Genomic DNA, 20861 nt, shown 5'->3' on the forward strand with positions numbered 1-20861 from the left:
TCCTTATTATTTTGCTTTGCTTGAAGTTAAAATCTGAACTCCATCTCGTCCAGCTACGATGACCTTATCCACCATTTGGTTGAATAAGCCATGCTCTACGACACCAACGATATGGTCCAATTCTTGTCCGAAAGTAATTGGATCTTCAATGACATCCAAGGCAAGGTCAATGATAAAATTCTGCATATCGGTCACAAAACGTTGGCCATCTTTTTCACGGAAGCTTGGTTTATAGCCAGCGCGCTCAAACCGACGAAAGACCTGTTCTGCGCCGTACTGAACCACTTCTACAGGCAATTTAAAAGCACCTAGTTTGTCGACCAGCTTGCTTTCATCCACCACCCAAATGTATTCTTTTGAGGGCGTTGCCACAACCTTCTCCATCAGAAGGGCACCACCACCACCTTTGATTCCATTAAACTGACTATCCACTTCATCTGCCCCGTCGACTGTCACATCGACAAAGTCTACTTGGTCAATAGACTTGAGCGGGATATTAAGCCCTTCAGCCTGTTTACTAGTCACACTAGAAGTCGTTACAGCTGTAATCTGCAAGCCTTCTTCCTTAATACGACGACCGATTTCTTCGACAAAATAATAGGCAGTAGAACCTGTTCCCAGTCCGACAACCATGCCATCCTTGACAAACTCAGCAGCCTTGATACCTGCCATTTTCTTCAGATTTTCCACTCAAACACCTCCATTAAAGAGCTATTTCTATTATAACATGTATCCGTTTTTATTTCATGGATACACTAGAAAAACCCGAACATTTTTATTTCGGGTTTTGATGTCCTATTTAACCATGTCAGGATCGTAGTCATAAAATCCTGTATCAAGGAAACGGTTTTTAGGGTGTAACTTGCGTACTTCCTCATCCAGCAAGAAAGCTTGGTCATGGCTAAAGCTGCCCTCTTGGATCAAGCTACGCGCTTGGATAAAGAGTTTTGCAATCTCAACAAAGTTCTGACCTGGAGTGTAGAGCCCTTCTAGTTTCCAGTGAGTGAAACCATGCTCCACCAATTCTGTCAATTTAGTCATCAAATCAAGGTCATTGTTGGCAAAAATGTGGGTACCATGATTATCTTCAAAAATAGAATAGTGGCTCTCTGGATCACTTGGCTCAGCCAAAAAGAGGTCACGCTTGCGCGTCTTTTCATCATCGATATGCGTAAAGTTATAGTAGTTTTGCAAGAGTGGACGTTTAGAATGGTGAATAACACTAGCTCCGTAAACCAAAACTTCAGCAGGAATTTCCAAAATCTCTGGCATTTTGAAAAGTTCAGCTGATGGAATTTCACGCGCTAAAACAGCCTCAGATGCACCAGCCTTTTGTCCCCAGAAGTTGATCTGACGACTGCTTGTCACCATAGTTGAAGCATCATAGATGGTCTTAAAGGAATAACCATCGCGGTTGACTACGTAAAAGACACCTGCATCCCCAATCGTAATGTAGTCTGTCTTGATTTCTTCCAAAAAGTCTAAGAAAGGCTTGATACGATCCATCATATCTTGGTGCATGAGGGCGTTAACCGCAACAATCAATTCTTTACCTGCTTCATGAACCAACTTAGCAATTTCACGCAATTGGTCATGACTAAAGGTTGTTGGCAGACGAAGGCCAAAATCTTTCTCACCGACATAGATACGGTCTACTCCAGCTTCGAGTAGTTGTTCAACTTGTTCAATACTTTCAGCAGTTGCTGTAATGATAATCTTTTCCATAAGGAAAATTATACCACATTTCTGGAAAATCAGCTATGAATACTAGGAATTTTCTAAAAAGGCAAAGTCATTTTTTAAGGTTTGCAATCAAAAAGTGAACGGTAGCCAGCACCGTCCACTCTATTTATTAATCATATGTTTCTTCAACTAGGTGGCCGTCGTTCATAACATAAATACGGTCGACCTTATAAAGAAGGCGTGTATCATGAGTAATCATGACAACTCCTCTACCTTGTTCATGGGCAATGGCGGCCAACATTTCCGTTACTTGATAGGCCCTCTCTGTGTCAAGGCTGGCTGTCGGTTCATCTGCAAGAACGATACTCGGATTGTTATAAAGCGCTCTAGCAATTGCGGCCCGTTGACGTTCACCACCTGATAAAGCCTTGGGATACTGATTTTGTACCTTTTCCAAATCCAACAAGGCAAGTAACTCTTTTCGATCACTTTTACTATTTTTTCCCTTATCTAGTCTGTCAATCAAATCCAACTGTTCTTTGACCGTTAGAAAAGGAATTAAGTTTGAAGCCTGAAGAATAAAGCCAAACTCTCTAAAACGGAGGTCTGTTTTCTCCTTCTCCGTCAGACTGCCTGTTTCCTTCCCCTTTACCAAAATCTTTCCACTCGATGCTTCCTGAAGTTGTCCTAGAGTTGTTAGAAAGGTCGTCTTTCCAGAGCCTGAAGGCCCAACGATAGCTACGAACTCTCCCGCATTCAGCTGGAAATTCGTCTCATGCAGGGCCACGACTTTCATCTTTCCTTCCCCATACGTTTTTGTCACTTGAGTCATTTCAATTAATGCTGTCATACTATTCTCCTCATCATTCTGCAATCGCAGTAATCGGGTCCACATTTAGCAAGCGTGGAAGTGAAATGACGCCACCTAGCATGGCCATCAAGCAAATCACAAAGCTTAGGACAGAATAGGCTAACCAACTTGGGTAGAAAAAGAAGGTAGCTGGCAAGACTAAAATCACTCCTCCAATAGCCAGCAAGGCTAAAGCAATCCCCATACCAGCTAGGAGGAAGATTTGATAGAAAAGAGACCATACAATGGTTTTGATCTGTATTCCCTGAGCCCGCATTATTCCATAAAGTCCTAGTTTTTGGATGGTAATGATATAGACAAAAATCCCCACAATCAAGCCTGTGATGACAATCATAGCGAGAATCATCCCTGAGAATACATTAACTTGAGGTGTGTAACCAGGAATTTTCGATATCATTTTTGGAATAGAAATCTGTTTCAGTCCATCGCCAGCCAATTCTATATCATTTTTCAATACCAAGGCGGAGATAGATTTATTAGATTTTAAAGTTCCTTGTAAGGTCCAATAAGTTGTCAGATTCGTAAAGACAACAGGCTCTGTAAAAAATTTATTTCCTTGAGTCAGCCCTACAATCTTGTAACTTACCTCGCTTCCATTGAGCTGAATGTCATCACCTAGCTTGATTCCATAATTCTCAAAGGACTGATCCACAACCACCTCGTCGTCCCCTTCAGGATAACGCCCCTCCTTCAAACTAGGTGAAATAAAAGAGTCCCACTCCTGAGCAAAGATGGAAACATTGACCTTTTCACTATCATCGACTAGATTGGTCACAGCGAACATATAACCCAGTGGAGCTGCCTCTTTAGAACTCTTATCCTTATAATACTTTTCAGGAATAAAAGATGCCGTCAAATTATCATTTGCGTAGTCAGATAAAACCACACCCGTCGCTTGCCAATTATCAATAGCGGCTCGGTTGTTTCGCACAAGACCAAGAGCTAAACTGGTCATAAAAAAGACCATGAAAGCGATAAGAAAAATGGTAGTTAGAATCAAACTATATCGAAGTTTGTTTTGTAATATTTCTTTGATAGCAAGATACATGCTTATCTCCTTTAACTTTTCCAAGAGGTATCGGTTAGACACCCCGCTACTATAAAAATAGAGAGACAGAAAATCTGTCTCTCTATTCAAAACAAATCTCATTAATCAAATTAAATAAAATCAAGAAAATAAGGAAACAATTTTTCGTAAAAAAGAATCATTTAGTAACTCTATTCCCTTACAAATATAAGTAATTATGTATATTAATAAATATTAGGTGTCCACCCATCTTATCATTTTCACATTATGGTGTCAAGAAAAGTGATTTTGAAAAGGGACTTTATTCTTTTTGTAACCTTTCTGTAATAATTATCTGCTGAAAAAATGATAAAATAGTTATGTACCTGTAAGGAGAGAATCATGTCTGCAAGAAAACTAAAAACTCATGAATTTGAACATATTGAAGAAACAGTGCAAACTCCACTCTATCAAGATTATACACCTGAAACATCAATGGGAGCAAATGTAAAAGAAATCCTATTTTTTGTTAATATTGCCTGTTTTGGTATCTTTATGGCACTTTTCAGCTTTATCTTTTTAGCTTTAAAATTGAATACGACTCTATCGTTTATAGCTGCTATGTGTGTAAGTTTTGCCCTTTTAAAATTACAAAGAATGATTATTAAACAAAAAATGACAAAATAAAGGTTGGTCTTTGTGCCAGCCTTTTTCTTATATCTGATAGAAAAAGACAGAGTAAAACTGTCTTTTTTTATCTATTCTTACGTTTCGAGGGAGATTGAATTGCAATCTTGACTTCAAAAATCGTTCCTCTTGGTTTATTATCCTTAACTGTAATCGTTCCTCTTAAGGAATCAACAATCTGCTTGGCCAAAGATAATCCCAAACCAAAACCACCTTTCTGACGAGTTCTTGCCTTATCAACACGATAGAAGCGATCAAAGATTTTCTTTTTATCTGTAGCCGAAATACCAATACCATTATCAGATACAGTAAGATAAAGATGCCGATCTGTACAATGAACAAGAAACTCAATCTTTCCATCTTCTTCTGTATATTTTATTGCATTATCAAATAAGATTGTCATTAACTGTTTGAGAAGCAACTTATCTGTCATAATAGGACGGTAAATTCTATTTTCAGATTCAAAGACTCGGTCATTTTCCGAAGCAATCAAGCCATAGTTCGTAAAGGTCGTTTTAAAGAACTGTGGTGGTACTTCCGCTATTTCTGGTTTTATTCCATCATCACGACGGGCTAAGTTAAGAAGATTTGTTGTTAAAAAACGCATATTTCGAACTTCTTCAAGACTGGAAGCGATACTCTCACTAGACTCCATAATGGTCGCTTCGGGTTTTCTAAACAAATTCTCCAAACGATTTTGCAGTACTGCTAAAGGAGTTCTCAATTCATGACTGGCATTTTCCACAAAAGATTTCTGCTTTTGCATGCTTTCCAATAATGGTTTTACACTGACACGTGCTAAGTAAAGACTAGCTATCAAGGATAAAAGCCAAAAACTTGCCATCACAACCACAATTAAATGCTCGTGATTTTGACTAATTTGTTCTAACTGACTAGTGTTAATCAAGACAGTCGCATATTTGACATTGGTTGAAACTGAAGATGTAGTGGTCTCCATCAAAATCATACGATAGATTTCTTCCTGACCATAACTATTGACAACTTGGATTTGCCGAATGTGATTCAACTCTCTTTTTTCTAACTTAATCTTATCTAGGCCTAAAAAACGATTTCCTAATAAAAGCTGGTTAAAATCCTTATCAAAAAGTAAAACTTCTGTATTAGAGCTGACATTGGTTTTTATTTCAGCCTTATTGGCATCAGCTGTCGCTGGTTCAATGTTCTTGACTTCCTCAGTAGCTCGATTCAAGGCTAACTGAATAACAGCTTGAGGGCTTCCACTTAAGGCATGTAACTTCTCATCCACCGAAGTATAAAGACTCGAATGCATGACCTGCAAAATAATCAGAGTCATGGTAGAGAAAATCAGAGTGAAGACACCAAAGTTGCGGATAAAATAACTAAAGTCATCCGCATACCATGTTTTTTTTAGTTTACTGAACATCTTTTAAAATATACCCAACACTACGCAAGGTTTGCAAATTCTCTGCAAAAGTGGTTCCTTTTAATTTCTTACGGACTTTTGAAACATAAACTTCGACAACCGAAATCGTTGTGTCACTATCAAATCCCCATAGACGATCAAAAATCTGAGTCTTGGGTAAAATAACATTTTGATTTTGAAGGAAATAGACTAATAAATCAAACTCTTTCCCCAGCAATTCGACAGGAGTATCTTCAACCTTAACGGTATTTGTTGACAAATTAACTACAATATTTCCATAAGTCAAGGTATTTTCATTAAACTTACCTGAACGTTTGAGAAGGGCTTGAATCCGCATTTTGAGTTCTTCTAGGTAGAAAGGTTTGGTCAGATAATCATCTGCTCCCAGTTCAAATCCATGTCCCTTGTCATCCAAGCTTTCCTTGGCAGTCATAATCAGAACTGGTGTCATAATTCCCTTTTCACGCAATTCTTTCAAGACTTGGAAGCCATTTTTTTCAGGCAACATTAAATCGAGCAAAATCAAGTCATAGACGCCACTTTCAGCTTCGTAGAGACCTTCTTCCCCATCAAATACCTGCATGACATCCGCAAAATCGTCTAAAAAGTCAAATACTGAATTTGACAGGCCTAGGTCATCCTCAACCAATAAGATTTTTATCATGAGAAACTCCTCCTTATTAAAACCATTATACCAAATTTGCCTTAAAAAAAACTCAACTCTCTGCATTTTACATGAGATAGCTGAGTTTTCTTTTTATTTTAGGCTTATTTATGCATTTCCGTATTGAAGAACGACTGCTTCCACTGCAGCTTTTTCACGGTTAATCAAGTCAACACGCGCTGCAATGTCCTTGATTCCCATACCGATGTTACGGCTAAGAGCAAGGTCAGAAAGTTGTGGTTCAAAGAATTCCTTGTACTCTGCCAAGCGTTGCTGAGTTTTAAAGATGTGTGATGGGAAGATAACAAAACTATCAAAACTCATATCACCACCAAGAGCTGCCTTAATCCAATCCCAGTTTTCACGCGCCCATACCCAAACAGTTTCTTGAGTAGCTTGGTGTCCGAGGAATTGGAGGTACCATGAAGAAAGGTCTTGTGGCTTGACGATAAATTTGTCCTTCCAAGTTGCAAGAAGAGTTTGAATATTTTCTGCATCTATGCTGTACGCAAGAGCGCCTGCTAACTGGCGTTTGAAGACCGCATCCGTCGCATGAGTGTAAAGGTCAAGATAAGTGGCTACCAATTCCTTAGTCTCATGATGTTTCATCTCATTAATCAGAACTTGTGAGCGAATAGCTGCTGGAAGTCCTGCAAGATTCTCCTTGTGAGTCGCGAAGATTTGGCTAGCGACTTGACTAGCTTCTGCATCATTTGAGCGAATCATCATAGAAACAGCCAACTGACGAACCAATTCGTCTTCATCTGATTCACCATCTTTAGCTTCAAAACCAAGACGGTCATAGTTGTGACGAGCCAATTTAGCTACCAATACTTTAAAGGCTGTTTCAGCTTCTGTTCCTTCATCGATAAAGCGCTCAAGGGCAGAAATCACTTGAGAAACGGCTGAAACGACAAGGTAAGATTCTTCTTTAGCAAGTTTATCAAGGACTGGGAGCAAGTCAGCATAAGAAATGTGCCCTGCTTCAGCAAGCAAACGACGTTCTTGAACGATTTGAAGTTTACTTGTGTTATCAAGCTCAACTAGGTCAGCAAGAATAGCATCTAACAAGTCTCCTTGATAGTCTGTAATATAGTGGGCTGTATTTTTAGTATTGAAACGAAGAGCTCCATCATTTTCGGCAAGAAGGGCTGCGTAGCCAGGTATTTCGATACTTTCAGTTTCAAGTGTATCAGGTAAACCTTTCCAGTTACTATTGAGTGGCACAACCCAGAGACGGTTCTTATCTTCGTGCTCACCAATGAAGAATTGTTTTTGTGAAATCTTCAAGACATCATGTTCAACTTTGACAGTGAGAACTGGATAACCAGGCTGTTCCAACCAAGAATCCATGAAGGCTGCGACATCACGGCCTGATGCTTGTCCAAGGGCATCCCAAAGGTCACTACCAATGGTGTTGCTGTATTGGTGTTTTTCAAAGTAAGCGTGCAAACCTTTAGCAAAATCAGCATCGCCGAGCCAACGGCGAAGCATGTGCATGAGACGGCTTCCTTTGGCATAGACGATAGCGCCGTCAAAGAGTGTATTGATTTCATCTGGATGTTTAACTTCGACGTGGACAGACTGAACACCATCAGTCGCATCGCGTTCAAGAGCGTGAGGTACTCCACCTGTTTGGAAATCTTCAAAGATATTCCAGCTTGGTTCAATAGCATCCACACAGACGTACTCCATCATATTAGCAAAGCTTTCATTGAGCCAAAGGTCATCCCACCATTTCATAGTTACGAGGTTACCAAACCATTGGTGAGCCAATTCATGGGCCACAACAAGGGCAACTTGTTGACGGCTGGCAAAGGTAGAGTTCTCATCCACAACCAAGTAAACTTCACGGTAGGTCACAAGACCCCAGTTTTCCATAGCTCCAGCTGAGAAGTCAGGAAGGGCGATGTGGAGAGATTGAGGGATCGGGTACTTAACTCCATAGTAATCTTCGTAAAACTCGATAGAGCGAACAGCGATATCCAGTGAGAAATCAAGGTTTGATAGTGGATGAGCTTTGGTTGAGTAAACACCTACAAGAGTACCATTTTTAGTTTTAGCCGTCACACCTTGCAAATCACCCGAAACAAAGGCTAACAAGTAAGAAGACATGCGAGGTGTTGTCTCAAACTTCCAGATACCTGTTTCCTTACGGTTTTCAACATCGATTTCTGGCATGTTAGACAAGGCCAATTCACCTTCTGCTTGGTCAAAACGTAGAGAGAGGTCAAAAGTTGCTTTGGCTTCTGGCTCGTCCACACATGGGAAGGCTTCGCGAGCAAAATGGCTCTCGAACTGAGTTGACAAGACTTCCTTCTTGACTCCATCAACTGTGTAATAAGAAGGGTAAATCCCTGTCATGTTGTATGTAATTTTTCCTGAGAAAGCGATAACCACTTCAACTTGACCAGCCTCAGCTAATTCAAAATGAAGGGCTTCATTGTCATGATCAACTGTGAATGGGCGAGCTTCCCCTGCAACTTCTACAGAAGCGATTTCCAAGTCTTTTTGATGAAGGGAAATACGGTCACTCTGTGCTTGACCACTAATAGTCACCTTTCCTGAAAAAGTCTTAGTCTCACGACTCAAGTCTAAAAATAAATCATAATGTTCAGGAACAAATTGCTTAATAAAATGTTCAACTGCTTGCATAGTTTTCTCCTATTCTAAGTTTAAGAGCTAGAGCTCTTCTTCAAACAAACTTATTATATCATGTTTTGCTTAAGAAAAAAGGATTGGACGGCGATTTCCAAAACTTTCTTCCTTCTAATAGTCTACAGTGGGTAGACCTTGCGAAATTCTTCTAAAACAACCTTGCTTTCAGGTGTAAAAGTCAGTCCTGCTTCTCTCAGCCACTCGGCGAAACAATCCTCATGAACCTGACGCCAATAGGCTAAGGATTTGTCACCTTCCCCTTCCTTAAAGGCATGTTGAGCAGAAACTTGATTGAAGGGCTGAACGGAAACCCTTGTAATTTCGACAATGCAGACAGACTGATTTTGACTGTCTAAAATAACATCAAATGTTCCTTCTTGCGGAAGGGGTTCGTCTTCTAGCGCGTAGAGGTCGTATGCCGAGGCGGTTGCTGTCTTTTCTCTTTTTAAAACCAAATCTGCTAAAAGGTCTGGTTCCACTCCAAAAGCCCAAGCATCGATTTCATCTCCTATAGAGGGGTTAATTTTCTTGTAGGCATTCCACATTTCTTGCGGTGTCATGGGTGCTCCTTTGTAATTTTTTACTTTCTTCTTTTATATGTTTAAGATGGTCTGGATGGTCAATTTCTAAATCAAAAATCTCCGGAATAGAGCTGTAATGGAGAATGCATTCGATACCCATCTGATTCATTTTTTGTATGAAAGAAGCATTCAGATATCCTGCTACAGCAAAGTCAATATTTTTAATCCTTGCTTTATCCTGCATCTGTATTAACATATCTAACATAATTGGACTTTCCATATCATGCCATTGACTGTTTCTCACAGTCGCAAAAACAAAAGAAGTCAAATCATTCATTCCAACTACAATATTTGAAATACCCGTTTCCAGTATGCTGTCTAAGTCAAAATACGCTGACGGTAATTCAATCATCGTGCCAACTTTCCCAGTAAAACCATGCTGACGTAATACTGTAATAGCTTGCTTTAACTGCTCAGCATCATTGACAAAAGGAAAGATAACAGATAGATTGGGATTGTTTTGATAAACTTCTGTAACTACATGTGCTTCAGCCTGAAATTCATCCGGACACGCCAGCAAACGCCTAGTTCCTCTATATCCAAATAAGGGATGATTTTCATCAAAATACTCTTTAGTCCCCTTTAGACAATTAGCTTCTGTATTCGTTAATTCAGAAAAACGATACCAAACTTCTTGATCTGAGTACAGGGAGCAGATAGTCTCTAGATAATCTTTTACAAATTGCTGACAACTTGCTAATATGATGTTTTGATTAAGCTCTCTCAACAAGTATTCCCCACGAATCATGCCAACATGATGAAATAGTTGTGGGGAAACTTTTTCATCAAGTTTTTCGCCACTAAGAGCAAGTTGCTTCCTCATCATTCACCTTCCAATTCATGTAAGAAGTCTTGTCCAGTTCTGGAAATCCTAATAATTCAGACTTAACCTTCAAGACTAATGGCGATGCATTTTCTTCTGTGATCACTTGAATATCCAGCCAACTCCTCCTACTTCAAAGACCAGCCACCATCTATTGTCAATATTTGTCCTTGCATGGCACTCGCTTTCCCACTTGCTAAGAAAAGGCTAATCTCTGCTATTTCCTCTGGTTCAATCCAACGCTTGATTGGTGTTTCACTAGCAACCCAGTCAGCCAATCCACCTGGCTCAAAGTCCGCAGCGGTCATAGCTGTCTTGACTGCTCCTGGAGCAATACCAAAGACCTGAATCCCAGCTTCTGCATAGTCCAGGGCCAACTGCTTAGTAAAGCCAGCTAAGGCATGCTTAGATGAGGTATAGGCGTGACCACCTCCACCTGCTAGGCTAGAAGCGATAGAGCACATATTGATAATAATCCCTTTTTTATTCTCTAACATTTTAGTCAAATAATACCGAGTCAACTCTACTGGAGTAACGTAGTTGATTTCAAAAATCTCTTGAATTTCCTGCGCTGTTTGTTCTAAGAGTGGTTTATAATCATCCAAAACTCCAGCAGTATTGCACAAAACATCCACCTGAGGACACCAGTCAAAAATAGGCTCTAAGTCCAAGGTTAAATCTCTCTGTAAAAAGTGGAAATCACCCTCTAAGAGTGGATTTTCACCTTGGTCAACTCCATAAACTTGATAGCCATTCTCTAAAAAGAGGCGAGCTTGAGCCAGACCAATCCCTGAACTCACTCCTGTAATCAATACACGTTTAGTCATTCACTTCTACCCAATCTGTCGCCAGAACATCACAAGGTGTCGGACTCCACATGGAAAAACCTTCTCCTTCTCCAGACACGTTGATTAGGAAATAAGGTGTCACTTCAAGTGCAACCCCGTTTTGTTCAATGGTGTCAAAAAGTTGGACATAGTTTTCAGCACCTCCCCAACCAGTACGTACGTATTTTTTCTTAGCCTTTAACCCAGGTAGAATTTCTTCAAATGTCATGGTTTTCTCCTTTTATATCGATAAATCTTCACTTCATTATAACAAAAAACCGCTTTACAACGACCTTTTGACTGTGTATTAGTTAAATAAACTAATAGCTATCCAATTTTTAAATTATTTAAGTTCAATCAGTTTATTATAAATTTTTTCAGTTAACTCTTTCTGCTGTGTTCCAGTTAAATAGTGTGATGTACGAATTAAAACTGTTCCATAAACATAGTGTGAACCAGGATTTAAAGCAGTACCATCAAATGCGCTAATATATGTGTTGCGTTTCTCAGCTTCTTCTTTTGTCTTATACACCTCTACATTTCCACCAGCATCATTTCCTTTCTGAACAATATCAGAGCCCTCTACTGAATGTGTAACTTGAGTGTCAACAAAATATACAGACGCTGTATACCCACCTTGTTTATTCAATTTATTATTTGGATCGTTATTTTCAGTAACAGACTGTACTCCTGTAATTGAAGAAATTTCTTTGAGTCTTTCTTCAACAAAAGTATTAGATGGATTTGTAATTTGTTTTAGTTGAAGAATACTATTTTGATAAAGAGTCTGTTTGTCAGATAAATTCTTTATTGTTTCACTATAGTCCACTGGCTTGCTTAATTCTTCTATTTGCTCCTCAATCTTAGCAGTTGATTTCTCCATTTCTGGTACTTTTCGAAGCGAATTCTGACTATCTTCAATTGCTTTTTTTAATTCTTCTAATTTTTTTGAATCCAATGGCTCTTCGCCAATTTCAATTACCTTCTCAGCCTCAGCTATTTGGCCTTCAACCTCTTTATTTTTGTCTTTTAAATCTCTAACTGTATCTTCAAACTTAGTTACAGCAACCCTGTAGGGGGCATAAGATAAAAAATAATATCCCAAACCAGAAATTCCTACAATAAGACACATTGACAATATAATTATTTTTTTCTTCATTTTAATCTCCAAAAAATATTTAATATCTTCATAATTCTACTATATTACCCCAAAACACGCAACAAAAAACCGCTTTACTACGGCTTTTTGACAATGATTTATTCTATTCTTCCATCATTTACATAATTACCAGGTTAATCCAGCTGCTATAATTTCTTTCTTAGAGGCAAATTTACCATTTGGTCTGTGCCATCTGCCTCTTGAGTCCCTAAAATAACCGCCTGAATTTGCTGCTTGCGTATTTGATTCCTGACTTTCTTCCTTTTCTTGTTCTGCTTGACGAGCCTTCTCTTCCTCTTCTTTCGCTTTCTTCTCGGCTTCTGCTTTTTCCTCCGCCTCTTTCTTAGCCTGTTCCTCAGCTTCCTTCTTAGCTTTTTCTTCGGCTTCTTTCTTAGATTTTTCTTCTTCATTTTCGACTGTATTTTTGGCAGTACCGTCCAAATAGTTAATTTCTGCATTGGCCGAAACATTGTCCAAAATAACATGCGTCACAGAGTACTTATCATCCTTTTCCCTGCTACTCCCCAATTTAATCTCCAAGAGTTTACCATTTTCATCAATGCCTACATATTGCAACTCAATTTTTCTTGGAATCAGCTCATCTTTCTGATAAATTGGCGTCACCTTGTAATCAAGATAGTAGTTAGGATGATTAGCAAGCCATGAATCCAATCTATTTTCATAATAAAGTATGCTTTCTTGATTAGTATCATCTGTACCATAATATGTTCCAGCATTAAGCCAGTTAGTCATAGGGACCAAGTTTTTCTTTTCATCGTTCAATCCACTAAACTGATATCCAATCAAATGGCCTCTATTCATTAACCAAGCCTTTTTGGAGCCATCTCCATAGTAAAATATATAGTTATGCCACCCAACTGGATTATAACTAATCTTAGGCTCTCTTTTTTCAGTTGGCTCATCGCTATCTTTTAGCTGAATGTGAGCACCCGTCGCGCGATTTTTAGAATCTAGTTCGCCAAGTTCAAGCTGTTTTTCACTTTTAAAAGGCAGTAGACCCGCTTCTTTAAACAACTTTTCATCAAACTTGGCTTGTTTTTGTTCCACTTTTACTTCTGGAACTTTTGCTTCTTCCTTATGACCAGAACAAGCCGCCAAGGTAAAGACTGATAAAAAGGCTAGACTTGCATAAACCAACTTCTTCATATTTAACATCCTTTAGCATTTTTATTACATTTTACTATAATATATCAAAATAATCAATTGTATTATATGTTATTATTGTTAAAAACCGCTTTGCAACGGCTTTTTGACTATACTTCACTCCATTTTATCTTCTTAAACCCACGGAAAAATAAAAAAACGACAACCACTTTTCAGCAGTTATCGTTGCTTATCTTTTAATCTTTTCCACCAAGTCGACTATTGATATTCATCATGATACTAGCTATTTTTTCACCCCAGTACGGATCTGATGCGTAGCGAACATTCATTCCTGTCGCTTTATTTCCAAGGTGATCTCTTCCACGGTCAATATAGTTCTCACGAATCCACTTGGCCGCACCAAGAATTCCTTTATCTACATCATCAAATTTCTTAGCTGAATCATAGGGGCTGGTATCGTAGGCAGCAATTCCGAAGAAGTTATTTTTATCATTAGCAATTTGGCTACGTCCCCAAGCACTTTCTAGCGCACTGTGAGCCATTAAATAGAGAGCATTGACACCATAACGTTTTTCAGCTTCTTTAAAAATTGCTCCTTTACCAGCAAGACGGCTGTTTCGGATATTCATCATCGAATAAACTCTATTTAATTCATCCGCACTATAGTTGGTTGGTTCAGTTAAATTCTTGAAAAGGAAACGATTTTTGATAGTAAACCCATCGAAATGTTCTCCATCCTTTGAATAATACTTCTTACCAATTTTCATGGCTGAAGTATGTGGAGCTACCCGAATACTAGTGTATGGAGAAAGTTCATGATATAGGAATCTTCCGTCAGTAGTATAGTGAGGAATAAACTCACTTCCTTCCTCAACTAAAGTCAAATCGCTTTGATTCATATAACCGGATAAACCTGATATTGAAACAGCTAGGCGACTACCCTTGGTTTTAGAGCTATCATAGGTCACAATACTTCCCTGATTGACATAGCTCAAAATATCTCCTGATTCGCTATAAATATAGGCTGTGATTGGTTTAACCTTAAAATATTTTGGGATTTGAATCCACTTTCCGTTATCTTGGAAGAAGTACTCTTTATTTTTGATGTTAAAACCACCAGTAACATAGCTTCCATCTTCTTTTAGGTAGTACCATGCATTGTAGTTAGAATCAAAAATCCATTCATTCTTTGCCATATAACCACCTGATTTTAGGTAATAAGCACCAATCCATTCACGTGAAGCATGAGCACCACCTGATTTTAGGTAAAACCAGCTATTATAAGATTTATCAAAAATCCATTCTTTTTCAGCCATTGCTCCACTATTTTTTAGATAGTAAGCATTTTTCCACTGATTACTGGCCATCACACCATCATTATTAAAATAGTACCATGTGCCCTTAATCTTTTCCCATTTATTACGAAGGATCTTTCCTGAATCTGTAGCATAAAACCATTTATCAGTAATCTTTACCCAAGCATTTTGAACCATCGCCCCACTACTATTAAGAAGATAATCGTTCACTATAGCATTGCTAGCCATGACTCCATCTTGGTTGAAGTAATACCAAACATTGCCAATTTTTTCCCATCTATTACGAACAATCTTTCCTGAATCTGTAGCATAGTACCATTTATCCGCAATTTTTACCCAGGAATTTTCTACCATTGCTCCACTAGTACGAAAAATATAGTCATTAACAATAGTATTGCTGGCCATGATTCCATATTGATCAAAGAAATACCAGACACCCGCAATTTTTTTCCAATTTTTGATTGGTTGATTATTCTCATAAAAAAGCCATTTCCCATGCCCTTTCTGCCAACCATTCTTATGAGCTTCTTCAACTTTTTCTTTATTTGGAATAGCCTCTTTTTTAGAATTATTTTCTTTTACAACAACTGGTTCTTTCTTTTTTTCCGTCTCTTCAGTTTCATTCTTTGTATTTTCAACAACTTTTTTCTCTTCTGACGCTGGAGTCTGATTTTTATCTTTAGACTGATTTTTGTCCACAGATTGACTCTTATTCGTCGTTTGACTTTGGTCTGTTGTTTTACTATCTTCAGCAAAAACTGATGTTGTGGGCACAATTGCCAATGCAAGCACTGCCGTGCTTACAAGTAGTGTTCTCTTCATTTTACTCCCCTAAGTAGATATTCGTCTACATCATTCGTAATTAACTTTATTCTAACATAGTTAAAAGAAGAAAATATTACAAAATGATGAAAATTCTATTTCTTATTGACAATAAGGATGGTCTAGCTTATCTAAGGCTGGCTTTTACTTCCTTGCGTAGATTTTCTAGACTGCTGATGCCGTATTTGTCCATGACTTTTGGTAAATTTTCAATGATATCAGGACAGGCATATGGATTGGTAAAGTTGGCTGTTCCAACTCCAATAGCAGATGCTCCAGCCAGATACATTTCTAAGGCAGCTTCAGCCGAATCCACTCCTCCCATTCCAATGATAGGCAGGTCTGTTGTTTGGGCGACTTGGCGGATGAGTTTGAGGGCTACTGGAAATACTGCTGGACCAGACATTCCACCTGTTCCATTGGCCAAGATTGGTTTTCTGATTTTGAGGTCAAAGCGCATTCCAACTAGAGTATTGATCATGGTTAATCCACTTGCCCCCGCATCTTCTGCAGCTTTTGCGACAGTAACGATATCCGTCACACTAGGGGTTAGTTTGACATAAACTGGTACATCAGACGCTTCCACAGCTGCTTTCACCACATCATAAGCCAAATCTGGATCTTGACCAATCAAGAGTCCATGATTACAGTGGTCTACATTGGGGCAAGAAATATTGAGCTCAATAGCCTTTACATTGGTTGCCTTGGAAATACCATGAGAAACAGCTGCATACTCTTGTTTTGAAAAACCAGCCACATTGGCAATAATAGGAAGATTTGGATATTCTCTTTCCAGCCAAGGTAGCTTTTCAGCCAAAACAACCTCCAAACCAGGATTTTGCAAACCGATTGCATTGAGCATACCAGCGGGTGTTTCTGCCACTCTTGGAGTTGGATTGCCAAAACGTGGTTCAAGGGTTGTCGCCTTGATCATAATAGAACCTAAAAGGTCTAAATCATAGTACTTGGCATACTCTTGTCCAAAACCAAAACAGCCTGATGCTGGAATAATCGGATTTTTCAAATCCAAGCCTGGTAGAGAAACTTGTAAACGATTTCTAGTCATAATTTTCTCCTTATAATACAACTGTTCCTGTGCGGAAAACAGGGCCATCTTCACAGACGCGTTGGCTGACCGTCTCGCTTTCTGGTACTTTTAGGACACAGGCATAGCAAGCTCCCATCCCACAAGCCATACGAGATTCCAGAGACAGATAGGCCCTTGGGTGGTCATAAAAGGTTTGATTGATATACTTCATCATTCCAGGCGCCCCACATGAGTAAACAGCATCAAATTGATTGTCTAAATCCTTGATAACAACGGAAACATTTCCCTTGATACCATAAGAACCATCATCTGTCGTTACAAAGACTTGACCATATTGAGCTAATTCCGTCTCTAAAATAACAGCATCCTTATTAGCAAAACCGAGGACTGTCACTACTTTCACACCACGCGCATGCAATTCCTTGGCCACCTCAAGCAAGGGCGGAACACCAATCCCCCCACCAACAAGGAGAACCTGGCTCTGCTCATCAAGGTCAGACAAGTCAAAACCATTCCCCTGAGGCCCCATCACATCAAGAGTATCTCCCTGACTTAAGGTTGAGAAAATAGCTGTCCCAGCTCCCTCAATCCGATAAATGAGATGACACTGCTTCTTAAACTTATCGATAGACGAAATTGAAATAGGGCGACGCAAAAGATGGGCGTCATCAGGCACACGCAGATGAAGAAATTGGCCTGCTCGCATGGCTTCAACCATTTCCCCCTCTAGGACTAATTCAAAGATTGCTGGCGCGATTTCCTCCTGTGCAACCACCTTCATGGTTTCCAAACGAATTGCACCCAAACGTTTCTTACATGTGGGATTCATAACTTTTCCTCCTTAAATTTTAAGGGGACCAGACAAAGAAAAGACCTTGCTAGTGCAAGGCCTCAGTTAAAATCGTACAACAGAAGAGAGCACACTCAAAAAGTCTCCTCTAGAAAATTGTACTATTCTTTTATCTGACACCTTGTGAGTCTCTCTGGACTCCCCTTAAAGGTTAAATTTTTACTAGTATACTCTTTCAACCAAAAAAAGTCAAGTAGAAAACGAACATTCTACTTGACTTCACGAGATTATTTTTCACGAATGACTTCGACCTTGTAGCCATCAGGGTCTTTGACAAAGTAATAGTTAGGTGCAGTTCCTGGTAGACCATTTGGTTCAGTCACTTCATAGCCTTTGGCACTTTGCTCTTGATGAAGAGCTTCAAGATCAGGTGTACTTAAGGCGATATGGGCAAAGCCATCTCCAACCACATAAGGACCGTGATCGTAGTTATAAGTCAACTCCAACTCATAGTCGTCACCCTCAAGTCCTAGATAGACAATCGTGAAAGCATGGTCTGGAAAATCTCTGCGACGCAATTCTTTAAATCCAAAAGCATCTTGATAAAATGCAATTGATTTTTCAAGATTTTCTACTCGCAAGCAAGTATGTAGCATTTTTGAAGCCATATTTTTCTCCTTTATTATTAAAAAGACTGGGACAATCCTGTTCCAGTCTTATCAGTTATTATTTACCAAGTTTTGCTTTAGCTGCATCTGCAAGAGCTGTGAAAGCTGCTGCATCGTTAACAGCTAAGTCAGCAAGCATTTTACGGTTAACTTCGATCTCAGCCAATTTCAAACCATGCATCAATTGTGAGTATGAAAGTCCGTTCATACGAGCTGCCGCGTTGATACGAGTGATCCACAATTTGCGGAAGTCACGTTTTTTCTGACGACGGTCACGGTATGCATAGTAGTAAGAGTTCATTACTTGTTCTTTTGCAGTACGGAACAAGATGTGTTTAGCTCCATAGTAACCTTTTGCTAATTTAAGAATACGTTTACGACGTTTGCGTGATACAACGCCACCTTTAACACGTGCCATGTTTTATTTCCTCCAAATATTTCCTAGAATTGTTTACTTACTGTTAGGCTATTATTTCAAGCGAGTAAGCATTGCTTTGATACGTTTGTAGTCTCCTGAATGCACCATAGATGCTTTACGAAGATGACGACGTTGTTTCTTAGTTTTTCCGTGGAAACGGTGAGAAGTGTAAGCACGGAAACGTTTAAGTCCACCAGAACCTGTACGTTTGAAACGTTTAGCTGATGCGCGGTGTGTTTTTTGTTTTGGCATGATTTTTTCTCCTTTATTTAACTTTCTGACAATTATTTTTTGTCAGTCGCTGGCGCCAATTGCATGAACATTTGACGTCCATCCATTTTAGCACGTTGTTCGATGATGGCAATATCTTGAGTTGCTTCAGCAAACTCGGCTAAAACTTTTGCACCAATCTCTTTATGGGTAATCATACGACCCTTAAAGCGAATAGATACCTTAACTTTATTTCCTTTTTCAAGGAATTTGCGTGCATTGCGAAGTTTTGTATCAAAGTCACCCTTGTCAATAGTTGGACTTAGACGAACTTCTTTCACAGTAACAACACTTTGTTTTTTACGTTGTTCTTTTTGCTTCTTCTGGTACTCAAATTTGAACTTACCGTAGTCCATAATTTTTGCAACAGGCGGTTTGGCTTGGGGTTGAATCAATACTAGGTCAACATTAGCGTTATCAGCCAAAGCTTGCGCTTCACTGAGTGGCTTGATGCCTAGCTGTTCTCCTTCAAGACCAATCAAGCGAACTTCACGTACACGAATCTCATCATTGATGAATAAGTCTTGCTTTGCTATGGTTTTCACCTCTTTTGTTTTATTAGAGAAAAACAATAGCGGACTCGTAAATATACAAGCCCGCACGTTATGATAGCGTTTCTTAGAAACTTTTCATCCGTAGGGCCAGGCAACTTGATGTCACAAGGCGAGAAGCTCTCACTTCTGCTTTTCTCAACTTTTATATGATACCAAGTTTTCTAGCTCTTGTCAAGATAAAAAGTTATTTTTTTGAAAAGTTTGTGTTTGTATTTTGGCTTGGTTTTCGAATCAAAAAGAGAGAATCAAGTTGATTCCCTCTCTATGTTAGTTTTTCCTTATTTTCCCTATAGGAAAGCTAGGATCTATTAAAAAATTCTTTTTTCTGTGAACTTCCCCATCTTTCTATAAATAGAATCCCCACTAACAAAAGGATAATCAGGCAAGGAAGTAAAACTAGCCCCATGTCCCAATTTAGATTGACATTATCAATCCGCTTAGGTAATCTTCCAGATAAAATCTCCACTGAACGCAAGTAAGTAAAGGGAATCAGATGTGCAATCTTTTGAAGAGGCTGGATTGTTTGGATGCCAAACAATAAGCCAACAATCCCAATGAGTGAAAGAAAGAGGACAGGCATTTTTTGCTTGAAAAAGTAAGCAATCAAGTACACTACTTCCACAATGATGATAAAAGCTAAGAAAGCTAGTAACAAGCCAGGAAATAACATATCTTGTATCTTTCCAATAGTTACCTCTTGATTCACTAAGCTATAAATCGGGTAGGGATAATCTAACTGTCCAAAACCACTTATCAGACTTCCCACTAGAAAAGAAAATCCACAGATTCCGATAAACAGCACAGTTACATAGCCCACTCCAACTCCAAGAGAAGACATTGCAAATGCCACTTTTGAAAAAGGATATAACTGAGCTGTGTCCAGATGATTTTGATATCTTTCTGCAAAAAGTTGTGTCAGCATAAAAATAATCGCAATCACAAACAAGGTTGGGATGATAGCCTCTAAAATCCAGACAATCTGATCAATCCCGTGGGTCGGATAATCTAAATCGTGGGCTTTTATGTTCAAGGGATACAGGGCTTGGTAAGTCTTTCGTTCGCGGTCAACCGCTATTTTTAAGTCCGAGCTAGAAGTTGGGTCATTTGATACAGTTTCATAACTCTTTTCCTCAGCTTGCCACTGCAAATAGTAGGCTTCTTCCCAGCGTCCTTCTTTTAATAAAGTCAGAATTTCTTTCTTTTGCGTCAAAAGATTTTTTTGCAAGTCTAAATTTTCTTTAGCAAACTGGTATTCCTCCGTGCTGGTGTCAGACATTTGGGAGAGCTTCTCTTCATTTTCATTGATAGCTCTCTCGTTGGCTGCAGTACGAGTTTCCAACCTGTTCTCCAAGCTGACATAGTTTGCAGTCCGACTATTGAAATAAAAGGTAATACCAAGAGTTGAAACAAATAAAACTAAGATAATCCAGTTTAAGCGACTTTTGAAAACTTTCTTCAATAAAAATAGACTAACATCTTTCATAAA

The 20861-nt window shown here is 38.9% G+C and carries 22 protein-coding genes, 1 pseudogene and 1 other annotated feature; of the genes and pseudogenes, 1 reads left to right on the forward strand and 22 read right to left on the reverse strand.

The features are described 5' to 3' along the window. Positions 1 to 6 precede the first annotated feature (6 nt). The 4 genes from rpiA to D8845_RS01150 all read right to left on the reverse strand — a co-directional run bounded on the left by rpiA (position 7) and on the right by D8845_RS01150 (position 3602). Positions 7 to 690, reverse strand: coding sequence for a ribose-5-phosphate isomerase RpiA (gene rpiA / locus D8845_RS01135; RefSeq protein WP_049488706.1), 684 nt, complete (start codon positions 688 to 690; stop codon positions 7 to 9). 105 nt (positions 691 to 795) lie between these two features. Beyond that, complete coding sequence (locus tag D8845_RS01140) at positions 796 to 1725, reverse strand: peptidase U32 family protein (RefSeq protein WP_049488704.1); 930 nt, start codon at positions 1723 to 1725, stop codon at positions 796 to 798. A gap of 127 nt (positions 1726 to 1852) precedes the next feature. Further along, entirely contained in the window at positions 1853 to 2533 is a 681-nt protein-coding gene (locus D8845_RS01145; RefSeq protein ID WP_125452181.1) for an ABC transporter ATP-binding protein, read from the reverse strand. 13 nt (positions 2534 to 2546) lie between these two features. Beyond that, entirely contained in the window at positions 2547 to 3602 is a 1056-nt protein-coding gene (locus D8845_RS01150; protein ID WP_125452182.1) for an ABC transporter permease, read from the reverse strand. A gap of 360 nt (positions 3603 to 3962) precedes the next feature. Here D8845_RS01150 and D8845_RS01155 point away from each other — a divergent pair, with 360 nt between their 5' ends. Then, positions 3963 to 4247, forward strand: a complete 285-nt coding sequence (locus D8845_RS01155) for a DUF3270 domain-containing protein (protein WP_125452183.1) — start codon at positions 3963 to 3965, stop codon at positions 4245 to 4247. Positions 4248 to 4314: 67 nt separating this feature from the next. On the opposite strand, the gene D8845_RS01160 is transcribed toward D8845_RS01155, so the two are convergent. The 18 genes and pseudogenes from D8845_RS01160 to D8845_RS01240 form a co-directional block, all read right to left on the reverse strand. Continuing rightward, complete coding sequence (locus D8845_RS01160) at positions 4315 to 5652, reverse strand: sensor histidine kinase (RefSeq protein ID WP_125452184.1); 1338 nt, start codon at positions 5650 to 5652, stop codon at positions 4315 to 4317. Then, a complete protein-coding gene (gene ciaR / locus D8845_RS01165) occupies positions 5642 to 6316 on the reverse strand; it encodes a two-component system response regulator CiaR (protein ID WP_060628534.1) in 675 nt (224 codons plus the stop codon). Before ciaR ends, D8845_RS01160 begins: the two co-directional genes overlap by 11 nt. A gap of 108 nt (positions 6317 to 6424) precedes the next feature. Beyond that, positions 6425 to 8971 (reverse strand): M1 family metallopeptidase, encoded by a 2547-nt coding sequence (locus D8845_RS01170; RefSeq protein ID WP_125452185.1) that lies wholly within the window; start codon positions 8969 to 8971, stop codon positions 6425 to 6427. A gap of 122 nt (positions 8972 to 9093) precedes the next feature. Continuing rightward, positions 9094 to 9534, reverse strand: a complete 441-nt coding sequence (locus D8845_RS01175; protein WP_125452186.1) for an ASCH domain-containing protein — start codon at positions 9532 to 9534, stop codon at positions 9094 to 9096. Then, positions 9494 to 10378, reverse strand: coding sequence for a putative PEP-binding protein (locus tag D8845_RS01180; RefSeq protein WP_125452289.1), 885 nt, complete (start codon positions 10376 to 10378; stop codon positions 9494 to 9496). The genes D8845_RS01175 and D8845_RS01180 overlap by 41 nt, the downstream gene beginning before the upstream one ends. Next, positions 10356 to 10499, reverse strand: a pseudogene (locus D8845_RS10390) (NUDIX hydrolase); the annotation flags it as partial. The gene D8845_RS01180 and the pseudogene D8845_RS10390, both read right to left, overlap by 23 nt. Positions 10500 to 10506: 7 nt before the next feature. Then, entirely contained in the window at positions 10507 to 11205 is a 699-nt protein-coding gene (locus D8845_RS01185; protein ID WP_125452187.1) for a 3-oxoacyl-ACP reductase, read from the reverse strand. Next, complete coding sequence (locus D8845_RS01190; RefSeq protein ID WP_000141914.1) at positions 11198 to 11434, reverse strand: DUF2829 domain-containing protein; 237 nt, start codon at positions 11432 to 11434, stop codon at positions 11198 to 11200. The genes D8845_RS01185 and D8845_RS01190 overlap by 8 nt, the downstream gene beginning before the upstream one ends. 114 nt (positions 11435 to 11548) lie before the next feature. Next, on the reverse strand, positions 11549 to 12364 hold the full coding sequence (locus D8845_RS01195) for an EbhA (protein WP_125452188.1): 816 nt from the start codon (positions 12362 to 12364) through the stop codon (positions 11549 to 11551). Positions 12365 to 12490: 126 nt separating this feature from the next. Further along, the gene (locus D8845_RS01200; protein WP_125452189.1) at positions 12491 to 13531 is read right to left on the reverse strand and encodes a DNA/RNA non-specific endonuclease; all 1041 of its coding nucleotides are present in this window, start codon (positions 13529 to 13531) and stop codon (positions 12491 to 12493) included. Positions 13532 to 13725: 194 nt separating this feature from the next. Beyond that, positions 13726 to 15627, reverse strand: coding sequence for a glucosaminidase domain-containing protein (locus D8845_RS01205; RefSeq protein WP_125452190.1), 1902 nt, complete (start codon positions 15625 to 15627; stop codon positions 13726 to 13728). Positions 15628 to 15754: 127 nt separating this feature from the next. Further along, positions 15755 to 16741 carry a dihydroorotate dehydrogenase gene (locus D8845_RS01210; protein WP_185757329.1) on the reverse strand — a complete coding sequence of 329 codons (987 nt, stop codon included), beginning with the start codon at positions 16739 to 16741 and terminating at the stop codon, positions 15755 to 15757. Further along, positions 16704 to 17504 (reverse strand): dihydroorotate dehydrogenase electron transfer subunit, encoded by an 801-nt coding sequence (locus D8845_RS01215; protein ID WP_125452192.1) that lies wholly within the window; start codon positions 17502 to 17504, stop codon positions 16704 to 16706. Before D8845_RS01215 ends, D8845_RS01210 begins: the two co-directional genes overlap by 38 nt. A 248-nt stretch (positions 17505 to 17752) precedes the next feature. After that, on the reverse strand, positions 17753 to 18133 hold the full coding sequence (locus D8845_RS01220) for a VOC family protein (RefSeq protein ID WP_125452193.1): 381 nt from the start codon (positions 18131 to 18133) through the stop codon (positions 17753 to 17755). A 58-nt stretch (positions 18134 to 18191) separates the two neighbouring features. Beyond that, positions 18192 to 18551: a 50S ribosomal protein L20 gene (gene rplT, locus D8845_RS01225; protein ID WP_000124834.1), complete on the reverse strand. Its 360-nt coding sequence runs from the start codon at positions 18549 to 18551 to the stop codon at positions 18192 to 18194. 51 nt (positions 18552 to 18602) lie between these two features. Beyond that, positions 18603 to 18803 carry a 50S ribosomal protein L35 gene (gene rpmI / locus D8845_RS01230; protein WP_001125943.1) on the reverse strand — a complete coding sequence of 67 codons (201 nt, stop codon included), beginning with the start codon at positions 18801 to 18803 and terminating at the stop codon, positions 18603 to 18605. A gap of 32 nt (positions 18804 to 18835) precedes the next feature. Then, positions 18836 to 19366 carry a translation initiation factor IF-3 gene (infC, locus tag D8845_RS01235; protein ID WP_000848180.1) on the reverse strand — a complete coding sequence of 177 codons (531 nt, stop codon included), beginning with the start codon at positions 19364 to 19366 and terminating at the stop codon, positions 18836 to 18838. A 15-nt stretch (positions 19367 to 19381) separates the two neighbouring features. Further along, positions 19382 to 19513: a sequence feature (ribosomal protein L20 leader region), on the reverse strand. A gap of 160 nt (positions 19514 to 19673) precedes the next feature. Beyond that, positions 19674 to 20858 (reverse strand): hypothetical protein, encoded by a 1185-nt coding sequence (locus D8845_RS01240; protein ID WP_125452194.1) that lies wholly within the window; start codon positions 20856 to 20858, stop codon positions 19674 to 19676. Between the last annotated feature and the right edge of the window lie 3 nt (positions 20859 to 20861).

This window comes from Streptococcus mitis (genome assembly GCF_003942865.1).
In the GTDB taxonomy this organism is placed as follows: Bacteria; Bacillota; Bacilli; order Lactobacillales; family Streptococcaceae; genus Streptococcus; species Streptococcus mitis_BI.